Below are 15,289 nucleotides of genomic sequence, written 5' to 3'. Positions count from 1 at the left end.
GCATCCATCGAGCCGGGCGATTATTCGATCGGCTGGTCCAGCATCAGCTGGCGGGCGAAGCGCACCGGCGGCGCGCCGTAGGACAGGATCTGGTCGTGGTAGGCCTTCAGGTTGAAGCCGGCGCCCTGCTTTTCCTGCACGGCCTTGCGGGTGTCGAAGTGTTCCTGCGCACCGACGAAGTAGGTCGGCAGCTGCGCCGAGGTGAGCTGGGCGCGCACCCACTTGCCGGACGCTTCGCTCTCCTGCTGGAAGGCGTCGTGGGTCATCAGCTGCATGGCCTGCTCGCGGCTCCAGTTGTCCACGTGCACGCCCTGGTCGAGGATGGCATTGGCGATCGTGCGCAGGTAGAACTTCAGCTGCACCAGGTGGAACAGCGGGTCGTTATCCAGGTAGCCCTGTTCCTGCATCATGCGCTCGGTGTAGACCGCCCAGCCCTCGGCGAACAGGCCCGAACGCAGCACGGCGCGCAGGGTGGAGGGGAACTTGCCCGAGTGCCAGCCTTCCAGGTAGTGGCCCGGCGTGCCTTCGTGGATCGAGAGCAGGTGGATCATGCGGCTGTTGTATTCGCGCAGGAACGAATCGACCTGCTTGTCGTTCCAGTCGTCCGGAATCGGCGAGACCGCGTAGAAGGTCTTCAGGTTCTTGTCCAGCGGGCCGGGCGAATCGCAGTAGGCCACGGCCACGCCGCGCTGGAATTCCGGCATCAGGATGATGTCCACCGGCGCGTCGGGCAGGGTCACCAGGTCGTGCGTGCGCACGAACTCGGTGGACTGCGCCAGCGAGGCCTTGGCGTCTTCCACCACCTTGTCGCGCGCGGGCTTGTCGGCATAGGCCAGTTCCAGCGCGGCCTCGATGGCCTTCTGCTGCTGCGCGTCGCTCGGCTCGGCCGGCATCTCCGGCGCGCCCGGCTTGTCCTTCAGCACCACCTGGGCGATGCCGTACATGTCCTTGCGCACGCGCGCCAGTTCGGCGCGGGCGCGCTCGCCGATCTCCGCGCGCGACAGCGAGGAGTTGAGCGAGAACTTCAGCTTCTGGTCGTACTTCTCCGCGCCGATGCGGAAATCGCCCCTGGCGTTGGGCACCAGGGTCTTGTCCAGCCATTCCTGCTGCTCGGCGACGGCCTTGTTGAGGTTGTCGATGGCGGTGGTCAGGCGCTGCTGGTCGGCCGCCTCGAGCTGGCCGATGTTGGGGGTGATGAAGGTCTCGACGAGGCTGAGGATGCCCTTGTTCTGTTTGGCCACGGTCTCGGCGTGGATCTTCGGCACGCGCGCCGGGTCCAGGTTGGCGCGGGCGGCGGCGAAGATCTGCGGGATCTTCTCGATGCGCGCGGTGGCCGACTTCAGGCGCTCGGGCAGCGGCGCGAATTCGCGCGCCATCAGGCCATAGATGGCGCTGCCGGCCAGGCCGTTGTAGACCTGCGGGTCCCACTGCCAGGACTGCAGGCTCTCGTTGCTCCAGATGTCGGACTGCAGCTGGTTGCGCAGGATCGCGGCGTCGACCTGGTTCTCGCGGCCGAGCTTGCCGGCATCGATCTTGTCCAGGTCGGCGAGCAGCGCCTTGCTGGCTTCCAGGCCCTTGTGCTGGCCGGCGGCGCTGAGGTCGTCGAGTTCGCTGTCGTAACGGTGGTCGCCGATCTGGGTGGCGCTGACCGGGGACAGCTGCATCCAGGTATCGAGCGCCTTCTTCGACAGCTCGGCGAACTGGGCGTCGGCCTGGCTCTGGCCGGCCTGTTCGGCGGCGGTGGACGGGGCGGTCGGGGCGTCGCTGTTCTGGCAGCCGGCCAGGCTGGCGAGCAGGGCGGCGGCGAGCAGGTGCTTGCGCATCGGGATACCTGTTGCGGAGGGAAAGCCGGAGCATAGGGCAGCTGCCGCACGGGCGCCCATGCCATTGGCTTACCATGGCCGCCGGTGCCCCCTGGAGGTCGTGCGATGCATTACGAAGGCAGCTGTCACTGCGGGCGCATCGCGTTCGCGTTCGAATCGGCCGAACCGGTCGCCAGCGCGCTGTCCTGCAACTGCTCGATCTGCCGGCGGCGCGGTTCGCTGCTGTGGTTCGGCCCGCGCAGCGGTTTCGAGCTGAAGAGCGATCCCGCCGGACTGGAAAGCTACCGCTTCAATTCCGGGCATATCGACCATCATCATTGCCGCGTCTGCGGCGTAGCCCCGTTCAGCGAAGCGGTGGACCCGCGCAGCGGCGAGCCGACCGTGGCGATCAACCTGCGCTGCGTGCCGGCCGTCGATCTGGATGCGCTGGAAATCACGCGCTACGACGGGGCCAGCCGATGACGGCTGCGCTGCGCCGTTCCTGCGCGCTGGTGGGCATGCTGCTGGCGCTTATGCTGGCAGTGGGCTGCAGCAAGCACGATGCGCGCACCGCGGGCGTCGCCGCCGAGGCCGCGATGGCCTCGCCGGAAGGCGCGTTCCTGGCCTATGAGCACACGGTGCAGCTGCGCCTGCCCGGCGGGCAGATCGCGCCGCGGTTGAAGGCGGTGGCCGAGGCCTGCCAGGGCGGGAAGTTTGGCGACTGCGCGGTGCTGCAGCTGTCGCAGAGCGGTGGCGATACCGCCTCCGGCGCGATCGAGGTGCGCATCGCGCCACGGGGCGTGGAGCCGATCATTGCGCTGGCCAGCGAGAAGGGCGAAGTAACCCGCCGCGACACCCGCGCCGAGGATCTCGCGCAGCAGGTGGCCGACACCCGTCTGACCCAGGCGCGGCTGAAGAACGAGCACGCGCGCCTGGGCGAATACCAGCAGCGCAAGGATCTGGCGGTGGCCGACCTGCTGACCATTTCCCAGCGCCTGTCCGAGATCGAGGCGGGACTGGAGCAGGCCGGGCGCGATGCGGCCCAGCAGCACCGGCGCATCGATACGCAGAAGGTGACGATCCAGCTGGATTCGACCAGCAGCCAGCGCAACCGCAGCGAGATCGGCCGCGCGCTGGCCGAGTCCGGCGGCATCTTCACCACCAGCCTGGCCTACCTGATCCGCGTATTCGCCGGCCTGCTGCCGCTGCTGCTGGTCGGCGGCGCGCTGTCGTGGGGCGGGCTGAAGCTGTGGCGCCGACGGCGCAGGCGCGATTGATCCACGCGCAGGAGCGCAGCAGGACGCGCTCCTGCGGCTTTCACGGCCGCCAGTAGTCGTTGGCCGCGGCCACCGTCTGGAAGTTGGTGGCCACGACCTGCGAGGCGGCGGTGAGCGCGTCGGCGGAGTCGGCGTATTCCGGGCGCAGCTTCTGCAGGATGGACAGGTCCGGCTGCGTGTATTTGACGCCGCGGCGGCTGAGCAGGACGGCGAGTTCGAAGCCCTGCTGCGGCGTGTCGGTGATGAGGCTGTCGAGCCAGTGGTCGGTCATCGCGGCGATCTCCTGTACCGGTGTGCGGACAGGCGAATGTGCGCCGCCGCCGGCCATGCCGTCTTGATCTGGATCAAGCCGCGCGCGCAATGCTTCACCGCCGCCGGCCGTCGCATCGGCTGCAGGGCGGCTCAACCCTCGTCGTGCTCGTACTCGATGACCAGCCCGCGTTCGCGCGCCAGCCGTTCCACCGCCTGCCGCGCCTTCCGCGCAGTGGCGTCGTTGCCGACTTCCACTTCCAGTTCGTGGATGCCGGGGCCGATGTCGTCGGACAGGCCGGCCGAACTGGAATCCTCGTCGTCCATGTGCGGCATCAGGTCATCGGTTTCCTCGACATGCTCGATGCCTTCCAGGCCATGCAGCAGGTCGCCAACGGCCAGGGCGTCGTCGGCGCTGCCGGTGATGCGGATGCGCAGCAGGGACATGGCGATCTCCGTGGGAATGGAGCGTCCAGCCTGGTCAGTCGCCGGGCAAGGGGGCGTGAAGCGCGATGGATGCCGGCGCGGTGTTTGTCAGCGCGCCCGGTTGGGCGGATGCTTGCGTTCCATTACCGGAGGGATGTCCATGGCGTGTGGAGTGCGGGCGGGAAAGGGCGTGGCAGCGCCGGGAGAGGAACGATGAACGGCGCGACGCCGGCCGCGCGCGACTGGTTGACCCCGCTGGAGTTGCTGGGCCTGGGCATGGTGTGGGGTTCGTCCTTCCTGTTCATGCGCATCGCGGTACCGGACTTCGGGCCGTATGCGCTGGTGGAAGTGCGCCTACTGCTCGGCGCGCTGGTGCTGGTGCCCTTCCTGTGGCGCGCACGCGCGCAGTTCCCGGCGCGGCGCTGGCTGTGGCTGGCGCCCATCGGCCTGGTCAATTCGGCGTTGCCGTTCGTGCTGTTCGCCTGGGCGGCCGAACGCGCGCCGGCGGCGATCGGCGCGATCTGCAATGCGATGACCGTGCTGTTCGCCGCGTTGATCGGCTTCCTGTTCTTCGGCGAGAAGATCGGCCCGCGCCGTGCGTTCGCCCTGCTGGTGGGTTTCTCCGGCGTGGTGGTGCTGGCCACGGCGAAAGTCTCGGGCCTGGCGATCGGCGCGGCGGTGGTCGCCGGCACGGTGGCGGCGCTGCTCTACGGGCTGGGCGCCAACCTGGTCCGGCGGCACATGCATGGCCTGCCGCCGGCAGCGGCGGCAGCGGCCACGCTGGGCTGCGCCTCGTTGTGGATGCTGCCGATGGCGGTGAGCCACTGGCCGCGACAACCGGTGCCGCTGGGCTCGTGGGCCAGTGCCGTCGCCCTGGGCATCCTCTGCACGGGCCTGGCGTTCCTGGTGTTCTATCGCCTGATCGGTCGGGTCGGGCCGTCGCGCGCGGCCACCGTCACCTACCTGATCCCGCTGTTCGGCGCGCTGTTCGCATGGCTGTTCCTCGGCGAGCCGGTGACCGTGCAGATGCTGGTCGCCGGCGGCCTGATCCTGGGCAGCGTGGCGGTGAGCCAGCGCTGAGCGTCCCCCATGAAGGCGTGCGGCGACGGCATCCGGACGTCATCCGCACGCGGCCCGGCTCAGCGCACCGGCAGCGGGATGTTGCACAGGTCGATGTGACCGGCCGCGCGCTTGTAGAAGTCGTCACGGCGGTTGCGGCGGGCCTCCACCGCCTCGGCGAAGGTCCTGGAGTCGGTGCGCAGCACCCGCAGCGGCGTGCGCTGGTCGGCGGGCACGTCGCTGGCCAGGCGGATCGATCTGATCGGCGTGCGCTGCGCGGTGTCCTCGTAGAAGCCCATCGGATCCGGTCCGCGCCTGGTCGCGCTGAGCAGTTCCATGCCCTTGAGCACGCGCCCGACCAGGGTGATGTTGCGGTCGAGCTGGCGCGGCGACTGGCCGGTGACCACGTACAGCTCGGCGCCGATGCTGCTGTCCTCGTCGTTGTTGCGGCCGGCGCCGACCGCACCGTAGCAGTGCGCCAGCCAGGTGTGTTCGCCGTCGCTGGCCACGGCGAAATCGCCGGCGAAACCGGTCCGTGCGGCCCAGCCGTCGCGGTCGGGCAGGGCAGTGAATGCCAGTCCGCGCGAGGGCCGCTGGAACTCGGCGGGCAGGTGGGTCTTCGCGCTGCCCAGCGGCCGCGCCTTGGCGGGGTCGTCGGCGTCGGCATCGCCGAACTGGACCACGAAGTTGTCCTGCGAACGGTAGATGCTGGTGCCGTTCCAGAAGCCCTCGCGTGCCAGGGTGCGGATGTTGCCGGCGTGTTCCGGCGCGAATTCAGGCGCCAGTTCGATGATGACGCGACCGGCGTCCAGGTCCATGTACAGCAGGTTCTCGGCGGCCGGTGCATGCCAGTCGCTGTCCGGCGAAGCGGCGAGGATTTCCTGCACGCTGCGGTACTTGGCCGGCGCATCGGCGGCCAGCACCGGCAGCGGGGACAGCGTCAGGGCCAGGGCCAGCAGGGTTGGGCGTAGCGTCATCGGGCGCGTTCCGTGGTCGGGTGTGGGCCGATTCTGCGTGATCGCCCGGTGCCGCCGCCAGACCGTGCCGGGAGTGGGGTGACTATCGGCACATCCACTATAGCGAAGTGAGTAATAGTGTTGGCTTCAGGCTAGTTGGCAGGAGCAAGGCCATGGGCGACTTCGAAGCCCAACTGCGCAAATTCCAGAAGGAGCTCAGCGCCGGCACAGTCTCGCTGGCGCTGCTGGCGGTACTGGCCAAGGCGCGGGAGCCGCTGTACGGCTACCTGATCGCCAAGGAGCTGGAGCGCACCGGCGATGGCGTGCTCAGCGGCAAGCAGAGTGCGTTGTATCCGGTGCTGCGGAACCTCGAGGGCGCCGGCCTGCTGGAAAGCCATGTCGAGCCGTCGGTAGCCGGACCGCCGCGGCGCTATTACCGCATCAATGACGAGGGCCGTGCCGTGCTCAAGCAGTGGATCGCGGCCTGGAACGCCACCCGGGACTCGCTGGAGTCCGTACTGGAGGGAGTGGAACGATGAACAACGAGATCCATGCGCGGCCGCTGCCGACCACGATTCCCGAGTATCTGGAACAGCTGCGCGCGGCACTGGCCGGCGCGGACCCAGCGATGATCCAGGACGCGTTGTACGACGCCGAGGAATACCTGCGCTCGGAGCTGGCCGAACAACCAGGCAGGAGCGAGGCCGAGGTGATCGCCGGCGTCGCTGGCAGCTATGGCGCGCCGGAAGAAGTGGCCGATATCTACCGCGAGACCGAGGTGACGGTGAACCGCGCGCTGCGCACGCCGCTGCCCGGGCGACCGCCGGTGGCGGCGCCGCCGCTGGCGGCAGGCGTCGCTGCTGGCGCTGCCGGCGTGGCTGCAGCAACGACGAAGCCGCGCTCGGCGATGGCGCGTTTCTTCGGCGTGGTACTGGACCCGTATACCTACGGCGCGCTGTTCTACATGCTGCTGTCGCTGGTCACTGGCATCTTCTTCTTCACCTGGGTGGTGACCGGGCTGTCGCTGTCGATGTCGCTGCTGATCCTGATCATCGGCATTCCGGTGTTGCTGCTGTTTCTGGGCTCGGTGCGGGTGCTGTCGCTGGTGGAAGGCCGCATCATCGAAACCCTGCTGGGCGTGCGCATGCCGCGCCGGCTGACCTACGCGGACAAAAGCCTGGGCTGGACGACGCGGATCGGTGCGATGTTCACCGACAGCCACACTTGGCTGACGCTGCTGTATTTCCTGCTGATGCTGCCGCTGGGCGTGGCCTATTTCAGCCTCGCCACCACGCTGCTGTCGACCTCGTTGGCGCTGCTGTTCGCACCGTTGGCCGATGTGCTGTTCCACCAGCCGGTGGGCATCTGGGTTGACGGCGTGAATCTGGCCGAAGGCTTCTGGCTATGGCCGGTGCTGGTGATCGCAGGTGTGCTGCTGCTGTTCGCCACGATGCATCTGGCGCGGGCCATCGGCAAGGTGCACGGCGCCGTGGCCAAGCACCTGCTGGTGCGGTTGTAGGCGGTACAGGAGGAAGAAACGAACGGGGCGCCAAGGGCGCCCCGTTCTCGCGTGCTGGTCACTGGATGCGGCCTCAGTGCAGCGCACCACCGGCAGGAGCAGCAGCAAAACGGGAAGGCAATGAGCCAGGACACGCCCCAGGCGCCGAACCATCTGGACGTGAGATGAGGTGACAGGCCGAGGCTTTTCACGGTGCTTGTCAGCGATACGGCGCTGGTCATCAGGATGGACATCAACAGCGGCATGACCCACGCCCCTCAGCGCGCAGGAAGTTTGGGAATGCCGAGGAATAGAGTGGTTTCTTGTGAAGCGTTCACGAATGATCTCCTGGATCCGGTCAAGCAAAGGCGCCTCCCGCCCGTAGGAGGGCGAACGGCCCCTGCAGGGCCGGAGTCGATGGGCGCGTTGGTTGACGTGAACGCTTACGGCCCTGGCGGGAGCCGAGAGGACGGAGCGCGTGGTAAGTACGCCGTGCTGTCCTGGCAAGGAGCCAGTGAGCGCACCTTGTCGCGATATCGCCTTTGGAGCAGCTCAACTTTGCCCGCGTTCGCTTCGATCACCTTCCCATGAAGGAAAGGCTCCCGGGGATGCCGGATGCTTCAACGCTGCGCGCGGCGACGCAGCGGAGTGACGTTGCTGGCGGACTTCCTCGCCTTCTTCGCGGCCGGCTGCGCGGACTGCGCGCCGAAGAAATCGCGCACCTTCGGGTAGACCACCTCGCGCCAGCGGCGGCCGCTGAAGATGCCGTAGTGGCCGGCGCCTTCGACGATGAAGTGATCGCGGCGCGCGGCCGGAATGCCGGTGCAAAGTTTCTGCGCGGCTTCGGTCTGGCCCAGCCCGGCGATGTCGTCCAGCTCGCCCTCGATGCTCAGCAGTGCGGTGTCGCGGATGGCCGAAGGATCGACGTGTTCGCCACGCACATACCACTCGCCGCGCGGCAGCAGGAATTCCTGGAAGACCACGCGGATCGTGTCCAGGTAGAACTGTGCCGGCATGTCCAGCACGGCGTTGTATTCGTCGTAGAAACGGCGATGCGCATTGGCATCGTCCAGGTCGCCCTTGACCAGGTCGGTATAGAAATCCCAGTGCGACATCAGGTGGCGGCTGGGGTTCATCGACATGAAGCCGGCATGCTGCAGGAAGCCCGGATAGACCCGGCGCCCCTGGCCCGGATACGGTGCCGGGATGGTGTGGATGACGTTGTTCTCGAACCAGGACAGCGGATTGCGCGTGGCCAGGTTGTTCACCGCGGTGGGGCTGCAGCGTGCATCGATCGGCCCGCCCATCATCACCAGCGAGCGCGGCGTGGTTTCGCCGCGGGCTGCCATCAGCGATACCGCGCCCAGCACCGGTACGGTCGGCTGGCAGACGCTGACCACGTGCAGCCCGGCGGCGCCGAGGTGGCGGATGAACTCCTGCACGTACTCGACATAGTCGTCCAGGCCGAACTCGCCCTGTTCCACCGGCACCATGCGCGCGTCCACCCAGTCGGTGACATAGACGCGGTGGTCGCGCAGCAGGGTGCGCACGGTGTCGCGCAGCAGCGTGGCGTGGTGGCCGGACAGCGGGGCCACCACCAGCACCGCGGGCTGGGCGAGCAGGGCTTCGACCCTGGCGCCGTCGTTGCTGTGGCGCTTGAAGCGCAGCAGCCGGCAGAACGGCTTTTCCAGTTCGGTGAGCTGGGCGACGGGAACGACCTCGCCATCGAGTTCCAGCTCGTGGATGTCCCACTCGGGCTTTTCGTAGTCCTTGCCGAGGCGGTGGAACAGTTCGTTCATCGCCGCCAGCCGGTCGGCGCCGGGCATGGACGACCACCAGTGCCCCGGGTTGTTGAAGAACGCCGCGTTGGCCTGCGCCTGGTGGACCCAGGGCGCGAGCAGATTGCGGGTCATCTCATGCAGTTGATAGAGCATGCCGGGCAATATGTATGGTCATATGGTGCCATGCAGCATAACGCAAACCGGCGCGCACGGGGTTAAGCCGTGGTGCCGCCCGCGGGACATCCCGATTGCGTAGTGCCGGGCAGCGGCCGGCAGCCGGCCTTCAGGGGGAGCTTTCCAGTGCGGCCATGTCTTCGCCGAGCATCGGCCCCAGCCAGCAATGCGAGCCTGCCGCGCGGAAGCCGGCATCCCGCAGCTGGCGGCGATACCAGCGCGCCGGACGCGCCTGGAAACCTTCGTGGTCGCCGTGGAATTCGTCCTCGGCGGCGAAGGTTTCCAGGAAGGCCACGCCACCGCACAGTTCGGCCAGGCCGGCCAGGCCCTGGCGCAGTTCGCGGCTGGGCACGTAGTGCATGACATCCGAACAGACCAGCAGGTCCACCGGCGCGCACGGGCGCAGCCACTGGAAATCGCCGAAGCGCGCCAGATGCAGATTGCGGCTGCGGCCATAGCGACGCACGGCGTACTCGCTGCCATCGAACCCCATGTAGTGCAGCTTCGGCCGCAGTTTCAGCAGGGGCGCGCGCCACGCGCCTTCGCCGCAGCCGATGTCGAGCACGCTGCGGACCGGGCGCTCCAGGTAGTACTCGGCGGTGGCCACGGCCAGCTGCACCTTGCGCGCCAGCCGCGCGGGGCCGCCGATGTCGCCGCGGCGGTACCAGCGCTGGAAGTAGGCGGCGTCGTATTGCTTTTCCTGCATGTGCGTGTCGGGAGCGGATGGGCGAAAATGCGGCCATCCTACGCCGCCGATGGAGCCAGCGCATGCAGTCGTATTTCTGGGTGAAGACCTTCCACCTCGTGTTCGTGGTGGCGTGGATGGCCGCGGTGTTCTATCTGCCGCGGATCCTGGTCAACATCGCCGAGGCCGCCGGGCAGGCCCAGGTCGGCGAACGCCTGCAGTTGATGGGGCGACGCCTGTACCGCTTCGGCCACGTCATGTTCGGCCTCGCCTTCGTACTGGGGCTGGTGCTGTGGCTGGGCTACCGGGTACTGCCGGATTTCCCGACCATGGTCGCTCCCGGCGCCGCCGGCTGGCTGCATGCCAAGCTGGGGCTGGTCGTGCTGCTGCTGGCGTATTTCATCTTCACCGGGCGCTGGCTCAAGGGCGTGGACAAGGGCAGGACGCTGCCATCGTCGCGCACGCTGCGCTGGTTCAACGAGCTGCCGCTGCTGCTGTTCATCGCCATCGTCTATCTGGTGCTGGCCAAGCCGTTCTAGCCGTTGGTGCGGATGGCGCGGGCGCTGCGTCGCGGGAAACGGGGCCTGTTCTTCGCTCCGTGAAAAACCGAAGGCCGGCATGGCCGGCCTTCGGTCGATGCCTTGGCCAAGCGGGCTTACGCCGCTTCGTAGGCACCATAGCTGCGCAGGCGCTCGTAGCGCTTGGCCAGCAGTTCGTCGACCGGCAGTTTTTCCAGGGCGTCCAGTTCGTTGAGCAGCACCGCCTTCAGGCGCTTGCCCATCTGCTTCGGGTTGCGGTGGGCGCCGCCGATCGGCTCGCGCACGACCTTGTCGATCAGGCCCAGGCCCTTCAGGCGCGGGGCGGTCATGCCGAGCTGCTCGGCCGCTTCCTTGTTCTTGCCGGCGTCCTTCCACAGGATCGAGGCGCAGCCTTCCGGGCTGATGGTCGAATAGACGCTGTACTCCAGCATCACGGTGCGGTCGCCCACGCCCAGCGCCAGCGCGCCGCCGGAGCCGCCTTCGCCGATCACCGTGCAGATCACCGGCACCTTCAGTTCGGCCATTTCCATCAGGTTGCGGGCGATGGCCTCGGACTGGCCGCGCTCCTCGGCGTCGATGCCCGGCCAGGCGCCGGCGGTGTCGATCAGGGTCAGCACCGGCAGGCCGAAGCGCTCGGCCATCTTCATCAGGCGCAGCGCCTTGCGGTAGCCCTCCGGCTTGGGCATGCCGAAGTTGCGCTTGATCTTTTCCTTGGTGTCGCGGCCCTTCTGGTGGCCGATCAGCATCACCGGGCGGCCGCCGATGCGGGCCAGCCCGCCGACGATCGCCTTGTCGTCGGCGAAGGCGCGGTCACCGGCCAGTTCCTGGAACTCGTCGCAGAAGATGCCGATGTAATCCATGGTGTAGGGGCGCGACGGGTGGCGCGCCACCTGCAGCACCTGCCAGGACGACAGGTTGCGGAAGATCTGCGCGGTACGCAGGCGCAGCTTGTCTTCCAGTGCCCGGACCTCGGCTTCGACATTGACCGCCGGGCCTGCGCTGGCGCTGCGCAGGTCCTGGATCTTGGCTTCCAGATCGGCGATGGGCTGCTCGAAATCGAGGTAGTTCGGATTCATCGGAAACCGTCTTGAATGAAAGTGGGGAAGTGTATCCGAACGCGTCGGCGTGACCCGTACGCGGCCGTCCGGACCTAGGTGGCCCAGGGCGGGCTGTAGGCCAGCTTGACGCGGCGCACCGCCGGGTCCTCGCGCAGGGCGTCGAGCAGCTGCGTGCTGACCCGTACCGCGCCGCTGCCGCCGAGGTCGAGCATGCCGGCGACGCCGCCCTCCTTGCCCCGCAGCAGCAGGTCCAGGCGGATCGGGGTGCGCCCCGGGCGGTGCGTGGCCAGCAGCGGTTCGATGCGCTGCCAGATCGGGCCGCCGCGGCCGTCCACGCGCAGCGACAGCCGCACCGCATGGTCGGCGCACAACTGCTCGAAATCCCAGCACTGGCGGATGCGCAGCGCGTAGCCGCCGTTGAATTCGTCCTCGCGCAGGCCGCCCTTGACCACCAGGATGCGGTCCTTGGTCATCAGGTGGCCGAACTCGGCCAGGCCATCGGAGAAGGCGCTGCATTCCACGCGGCCCTTGCCGTCCTCCAGCTGCACGAACACCTGGCTGTCGCCCTTGCGGCGCACGCCGATGACCATGCCGGCTAGGATCACCGGCGCTTCCTGGCGCCAGCCGCGTTTCTCGCCGTCGCGCGGCGGCGGTGCCGGCGCGACCAGCTTGTCCAGCGCGCCCAGGTCGGTGCCGACCAGTTCCTTGACGTCGTCGGCATACGGGTCGAACGGATGGCCGCTGAGGTAGAAGCCCAGCGTCTCGCGCTCGCCATTGAGCAGCTGCGCCACCGGCCATTCGCGGCTTTCCGGCAGGTCCAGCTGCGCGGCGGCGTTGACCGGGTCGGGCGCGCCGAACAGCGAGTTCTGGCCCGACGCCTTCTCACGCGCCATCTGGTCGGTGGCCTTGAGCACTTCGGGCAATTGCAGCATCAACGAGGCGCGGTTCCGGCCCAGGCCATCGAGCGCGCCGCACTGGATCATCGCTTCCAGCGTGCGGCGGTTGAGCTTGGCCGTTTCCACGCGCGCGCAGAAATCCAGCAGCGAGGCGTACTCGCCGCCGCGCAGGCGCTCGGCCACCACCGCTTCGCAGGCGCCCTGGCCGACGCCCTTGATCGCGCCCAGCCCGTAGCGGATGGTGTCGGCGCTGGAAGCCTCGAACATGTAGGCCGAGGCGTTGACCCGCGGCGGCTCCACGTTCAGGCCGAGGTTGCGCACCTCGGCCAGGAAGCCGACCACCTTGTCGGTGTTGTCCATGTCCGAGGACAGCGTCGCGGCCATGAACTCGGCCGGGTAATGACGCTTGAGCCAGGCGGTCTGGTAGCTGACCAGCGCGTAGGCGGCGGCGTGCGACTTGTTGAAGCCGTAGCCGGCGAACTTCTCCATCAGGTCGAAGATCTCGTCGGCCTTGGGGCCGTCGACGCCGCCCTTGGCCGCGCCTTCGCGAAAGATCTCGCGGTGCTTGGCCATCTCGGCCGGCACCTTCTTGCCCATCGCGCGGCGCAGCAGGTCGGCGCCGCCCAGCGAGTAGCCGCCGACGATCTGCGCCATCTGCATGACCTGCTCCTGGTACACCATGATGCCGTAGGTGTCGCTCAGGATGGCCTCGGTGCGCGGGTCGGGATAGATGATCTCTTCCTGCCCGTGCTTGCGCGCGTTGAACGAGGGAATCAGGTCCATCGGGCCCGGGCGGTACAGCGACACCAGCGCGATCAGGTCCTCGAAACGGTCCGGGCGCGCGTCCTTCAGCAGGCGGCGCATGCCCGAGGATTCGAACTGGAACACCGCGCCGGTATTGCCGTTGGCGAAGATGTCCTTGTAGGTGGGCGCGTCGTCGAGCGGGATCGCGGCGATGTCCACCGGCGGGATGCCGGCGCGCTCGTGGCGCTTGTTGATCGCCTTCACCGCCCAGTCGATGATGGTCAGCGTGCGCAGGCCGAGGAAGTCGAACTTCACCAGGCCCACTTCTTCCACGTCGTTCTTGTCGAACTGGGTGACCGGGTTCCTGCCCAGGCTGCCTTCGTCGTGTTCGGCGTACAGCGGGCAGAACTCGCTCAGCGGCTCGGGGCCGATCACCACGCCGCCGGCATGCTTGCCGGCGTTGCGGGTCAGGTCTTCCAGCTGCAGGGCCAGGTCGATCAGGTCGCGGACGTCGTCCTCGGTCTCGTAGCGCTGGATCAGTTCGGACGAGGCCATTTCCGAATCCGGCCCTTCCTTGCCCTTGCCCAGCGCATCCTTCAGGCCGATGCCGAGGATGTTGGGGATCAGCTTGGAGACGCCGTCGACCAGGCCGTACGGGAAGCCGAGCACGCGGCCGGTATCGCGCACCACCGCCTTGGCCGCCATGGTGCCGTAGGTGATGATCTGGCTGACGCGCTCGCGGCCGTACTTGCGCGCGACGTAGTCGATCACTTCGTCGCGGCGGTCCATGCAGAAGTCGATGTCGAAGTCGGGCATCGACACGCGTTCCGGGTTGAGGAAGCGCTCGAACAGCAGGTTGTACGGCAGCGGGTCGAGATCGGTGATCTTCAGCGCCCACGCCACCAGCGAACCCGCGCCCGAGCCGCGGCCCGGGCCGATCGGGATGCCCTGGTTCTTTCCCCACTGGATGAAGTCGGCCACGATCAGGAAGTAGCCCGGGAAGCCCATCTTGATGATGGTGTTCAGCTCGAACTCGAGCCGCTCGAAGTAGTCCTCGCGGCTCATGCCCGGCGCAAGCGGATTTTTCTCCAGGCGCTCGGTCAGGCCGTCGCGCGACATCTTCTGGATCCAGGTGTCCAGGGTCTCGTCGTCGGGCACCGGGTAGTTGGGCAGGAAGTAGGTGCCCAGCCGCATCTCGACGTTGCAGCGCTGCGCCAGCGCCAGCGTGTTGTCGATCGCGTCGGGGATGTCGGCGAACAGCTCCGCCATCTGCTCCGGTGTCTTCAGGTACTGCTCGCGGCTGTACTCGCGCGGGCGCTTGGGATCGTCGAGCACGCGGCCGGTGGAGATGCACACGCGCGCTTCGTGCGCGTCGAAATCCTGCGGCGACAGGAAGCGCACGTCGTTGCTGGCGATCACCGGCAGGCCGCGCTGGCCGGCGGCCATCAGCGCGAACTGGTTGAAGGGCTCCTCGCCGTCGCGGCCGGTGCGGGTCAGTTCCAGGTGCAGGCCATCGCCGAACACGCGCTGCCAGTCGGCCAGCTGCTGCTCGGCCAGGTCATGACGGCCTTCGCCGGCCAGTCGCCCGGCCAGGCTCTGGCGCCCGGCCAGCGCGAACAGGTTGTGGCAGCCGTCCTTCAGCCATTGCGGGTGGATGGCGACGCCGCCCTCCGGGCGGTGGCCTTCCAGCCAGGCGCGGCTGAGCAGGCGCGACAGGCTCAGGTAGCCCTCGCGGTCGCGGCACAGCAGGGTCATGCGCCACGGGTCGTGGCCTTCCTCGGCGATCAGCACGTCGGCGCCGGCGATGGGCTTGATGCCCACGCCTTCGGCGGCCTTGTAGAACTTCACCAGCGCGAACATGTTGTTCAGGTCGGTGACCGCAAGCGCCGGCGCCCGCATCTCCACCGAGCGGCTGAGAAGGTTGGCCTGCTTGGCCTTCTTCGGATCGGCCTGGTCCGGCTTGGCCGGGACGCGGATGGTGGAGTCCACCATCGAGAATTCGGTGTGGACGTGGAGATGGACGAAGCGGGGAGTGCTCATGCCGGATCACTGCGATGACAGGGCAGGGTAGCGGCGGGGGGCGCGTGGAACAAGCTTGACAGGCGCCGCACGCAGCCACACGCAGGAGCGGCTTCAGCCGCGGGG

Annotated in this window: 14 protein-coding genes and 1 pseudogene; 6 read left to right on the top strand and 9 right to left on the bottom strand. The window is 68.1% G+C overall.

Translation table 11 applies throughout. From position 1 onward, the window contains the following. Positions 1-20 precede the first annotated feature (20 nt). On the bottom strand, positions 21-1,823 hold the full coding sequence (locus tag ABB22_RS03505; protein WP_055764466.1) for a DUF885 domain-containing protein: 1,803 nt from the start codon (positions 1,821-1,823) through the stop codon (positions 21-23). A gap of 105 nt (positions 1,824-1,928) precedes the next feature. Here ABB22_RS03505 and ABB22_RS03500 point away from each other — a divergent pair, with 105 nt between their 5' ends. Then, positions 1,929-2,285, top strand: a complete 357-nt coding sequence (locus ABB22_RS03500; RefSeq protein ID WP_055764468.1) for a GFA family protein — start codon at positions 1,929-1,931, stop codon at positions 2,283-2,285. Further along, positions 2,282-3,079, top strand: a complete 798-nt coding sequence (locus tag ABB22_RS03495; RefSeq protein ID WP_055764470.1) for a DUF4349 domain-containing protein — start codon at positions 2,282-2,284, stop codon at positions 3,077-3,079. Before ABB22_RS03500 ends, ABB22_RS03495 begins: the two co-directional genes overlap by 4 nt. 40 nt (positions 3,080-3,119) lie before the next feature. Here the strand turns inward: ABB22_RS03495 and ABB22_RS03490 are convergent, their stop codons facing one another. Both ABB22_RS03490 and ABB22_RS03485 read right to left on the bottom strand, forming a co-directional pair. Continuing rightward, positions 3,120-3,350 carry a hexameric tyrosine-coordinated heme protein gene (locus ABB22_RS03490; RefSeq protein ID WP_055765344.1) on the bottom strand — a complete coding sequence of 77 codons (231 nt, stop codon included), beginning with the start codon at positions 3,348-3,350 and terminating at the stop codon, positions 3,120-3,122. Positions 3,351-3,481: 131 nt separating this feature from the next. Then, complete coding sequence (locus tag ABB22_RS03485; protein WP_055764472.1) at positions 3,482-3,775, bottom strand: hypothetical protein; 294 nt, start codon at positions 3,773-3,775, stop codon at positions 3,482-3,484. Between the two features lie 192 nt (positions 3,776-3,967). Here ABB22_RS03485 and ABB22_RS03480 point away from each other — a divergent pair, with 192 nt between their 5' ends. After that, positions 3,968-4,834: a DMT family transporter gene (locus ABB22_RS03480; protein ID WP_055764474.1), complete on the top strand. Its 867-nt coding sequence runs from the start codon at positions 3,968-3,970 to the stop codon at positions 4,832-4,834. Positions 4,835-4,893: 59 nt separating this feature from the next. On the opposite strand, the gene ABB22_RS03475 is transcribed toward ABB22_RS03480, so the two are convergent. Continuing rightward, positions 4,894-5,790, bottom strand: coding sequence for a peptidylprolyl isomerase (locus ABB22_RS03475; protein ID WP_055764476.1), 897 nt, complete (start codon positions 5,788-5,790; stop codon positions 4,894-4,896). A 152-nt stretch (positions 5,791-5,942) separates the two neighbouring features. Between ABB22_RS03475 and ABB22_RS03470 the strand changes: the two genes are divergently transcribed. After that, positions 5,943-6,308: a PadR family transcriptional regulator gene (locus ABB22_RS03470; protein ID WP_055764478.1), complete on the top strand. Its 366-nt coding sequence runs from the start codon at positions 5,943-5,945 to the stop codon at positions 6,306-6,308. Further along, entirely contained in the window at positions 6,305-7,288 is a 984-nt protein-coding gene (locus ABB22_RS03465; RefSeq protein ID WP_055764479.1) for a sensor domain-containing protein, read from the top strand. The genes ABB22_RS03470 and ABB22_RS03465 overlap by 4 nt, the downstream gene beginning before the upstream one ends. Positions 7,289-7,455: 167 nt before the next feature. Here the strand turns inward: ABB22_RS03465 and ABB22_RS18700 are convergent. The 3 genes and pseudogenes from ABB22_RS18700 to ABB22_RS03455 form a co-directional block, all read right to left on the bottom strand. Further along, positions 7,456-7,509 (bottom strand): annotated as a pseudogene (locus tag ABB22_RS18700) (hypothetical protein); the annotation flags it as partial. Positions 7,510-7,887: 378 nt separating this feature from the next. Beyond that, a complete protein-coding gene (locus ABB22_RS03460; protein WP_055764481.1) occupies positions 7,888-9,201 on the bottom strand; it encodes a polyhydroxyalkanoate depolymerase in 1,314 nt (437 codons plus the stop codon). Between the two features lie 130 nt (positions 9,202-9,331). Continuing rightward, a complete protein-coding gene (locus tag ABB22_RS03455) occupies positions 9,332-9,928 on the bottom strand; it encodes a class I SAM-dependent DNA methyltransferase (RefSeq protein WP_055764483.1) in 597 nt (198 codons plus the stop codon). A 62-nt stretch (positions 9,929-9,990) separates the two neighbouring features. On the opposite strand from ABB22_RS03455, the gene ABB22_RS03450 reads away from it, so the two are divergent. Next, positions 9,991-10,446, top strand: coding sequence for a CopD family protein (locus tag ABB22_RS03450; protein WP_055765347.1), 456 nt, complete (start codon positions 9,991-9,993; stop codon positions 10,444-10,446). Between the two features lie 116 nt (positions 10,447-10,562). On the opposite strand, the gene ABB22_RS03445 is transcribed toward ABB22_RS03450, so the two are convergent. Both ABB22_RS03445 and dnaE read right to left on the bottom strand, forming a co-directional pair. Then, on the bottom strand, positions 10,563-11,522 hold the full coding sequence (locus ABB22_RS03445; RefSeq protein WP_055764485.1) for an acetyl-CoA carboxylase carboxyltransferase subunit alpha: 960 nt from the start codon (positions 11,520-11,522) through the stop codon (positions 10,563-10,565). Positions 11,523-11,596: 74 nt separating this feature from the next. Continuing rightward, positions 11,597-15,184, bottom strand: coding sequence for a DNA polymerase III subunit alpha (dnaE, locus tag ABB22_RS03440; protein ID WP_055764487.1), 3,588 nt, complete (start codon positions 15,182-15,184; stop codon positions 11,597-11,599). Positions 15,185-15,289 lie beyond the last annotated feature (105 nt).

Origin of the sequence: Stenotrophomonas nitritireducens, assembly GCF_001431425.1 — a bacterium.
GTDB lineage: Bacteria > Pseudomonadota > Gammaproteobacteria > Xanthomonadales > Xanthomonadaceae > Stenotrophomonas > Stenotrophomonas nitritireducens.
The sequence above is the reverse complement of the archived record's forward strand: the minus strand, read 5'-3'. Positions and strand labels throughout refer to the sequence as shown.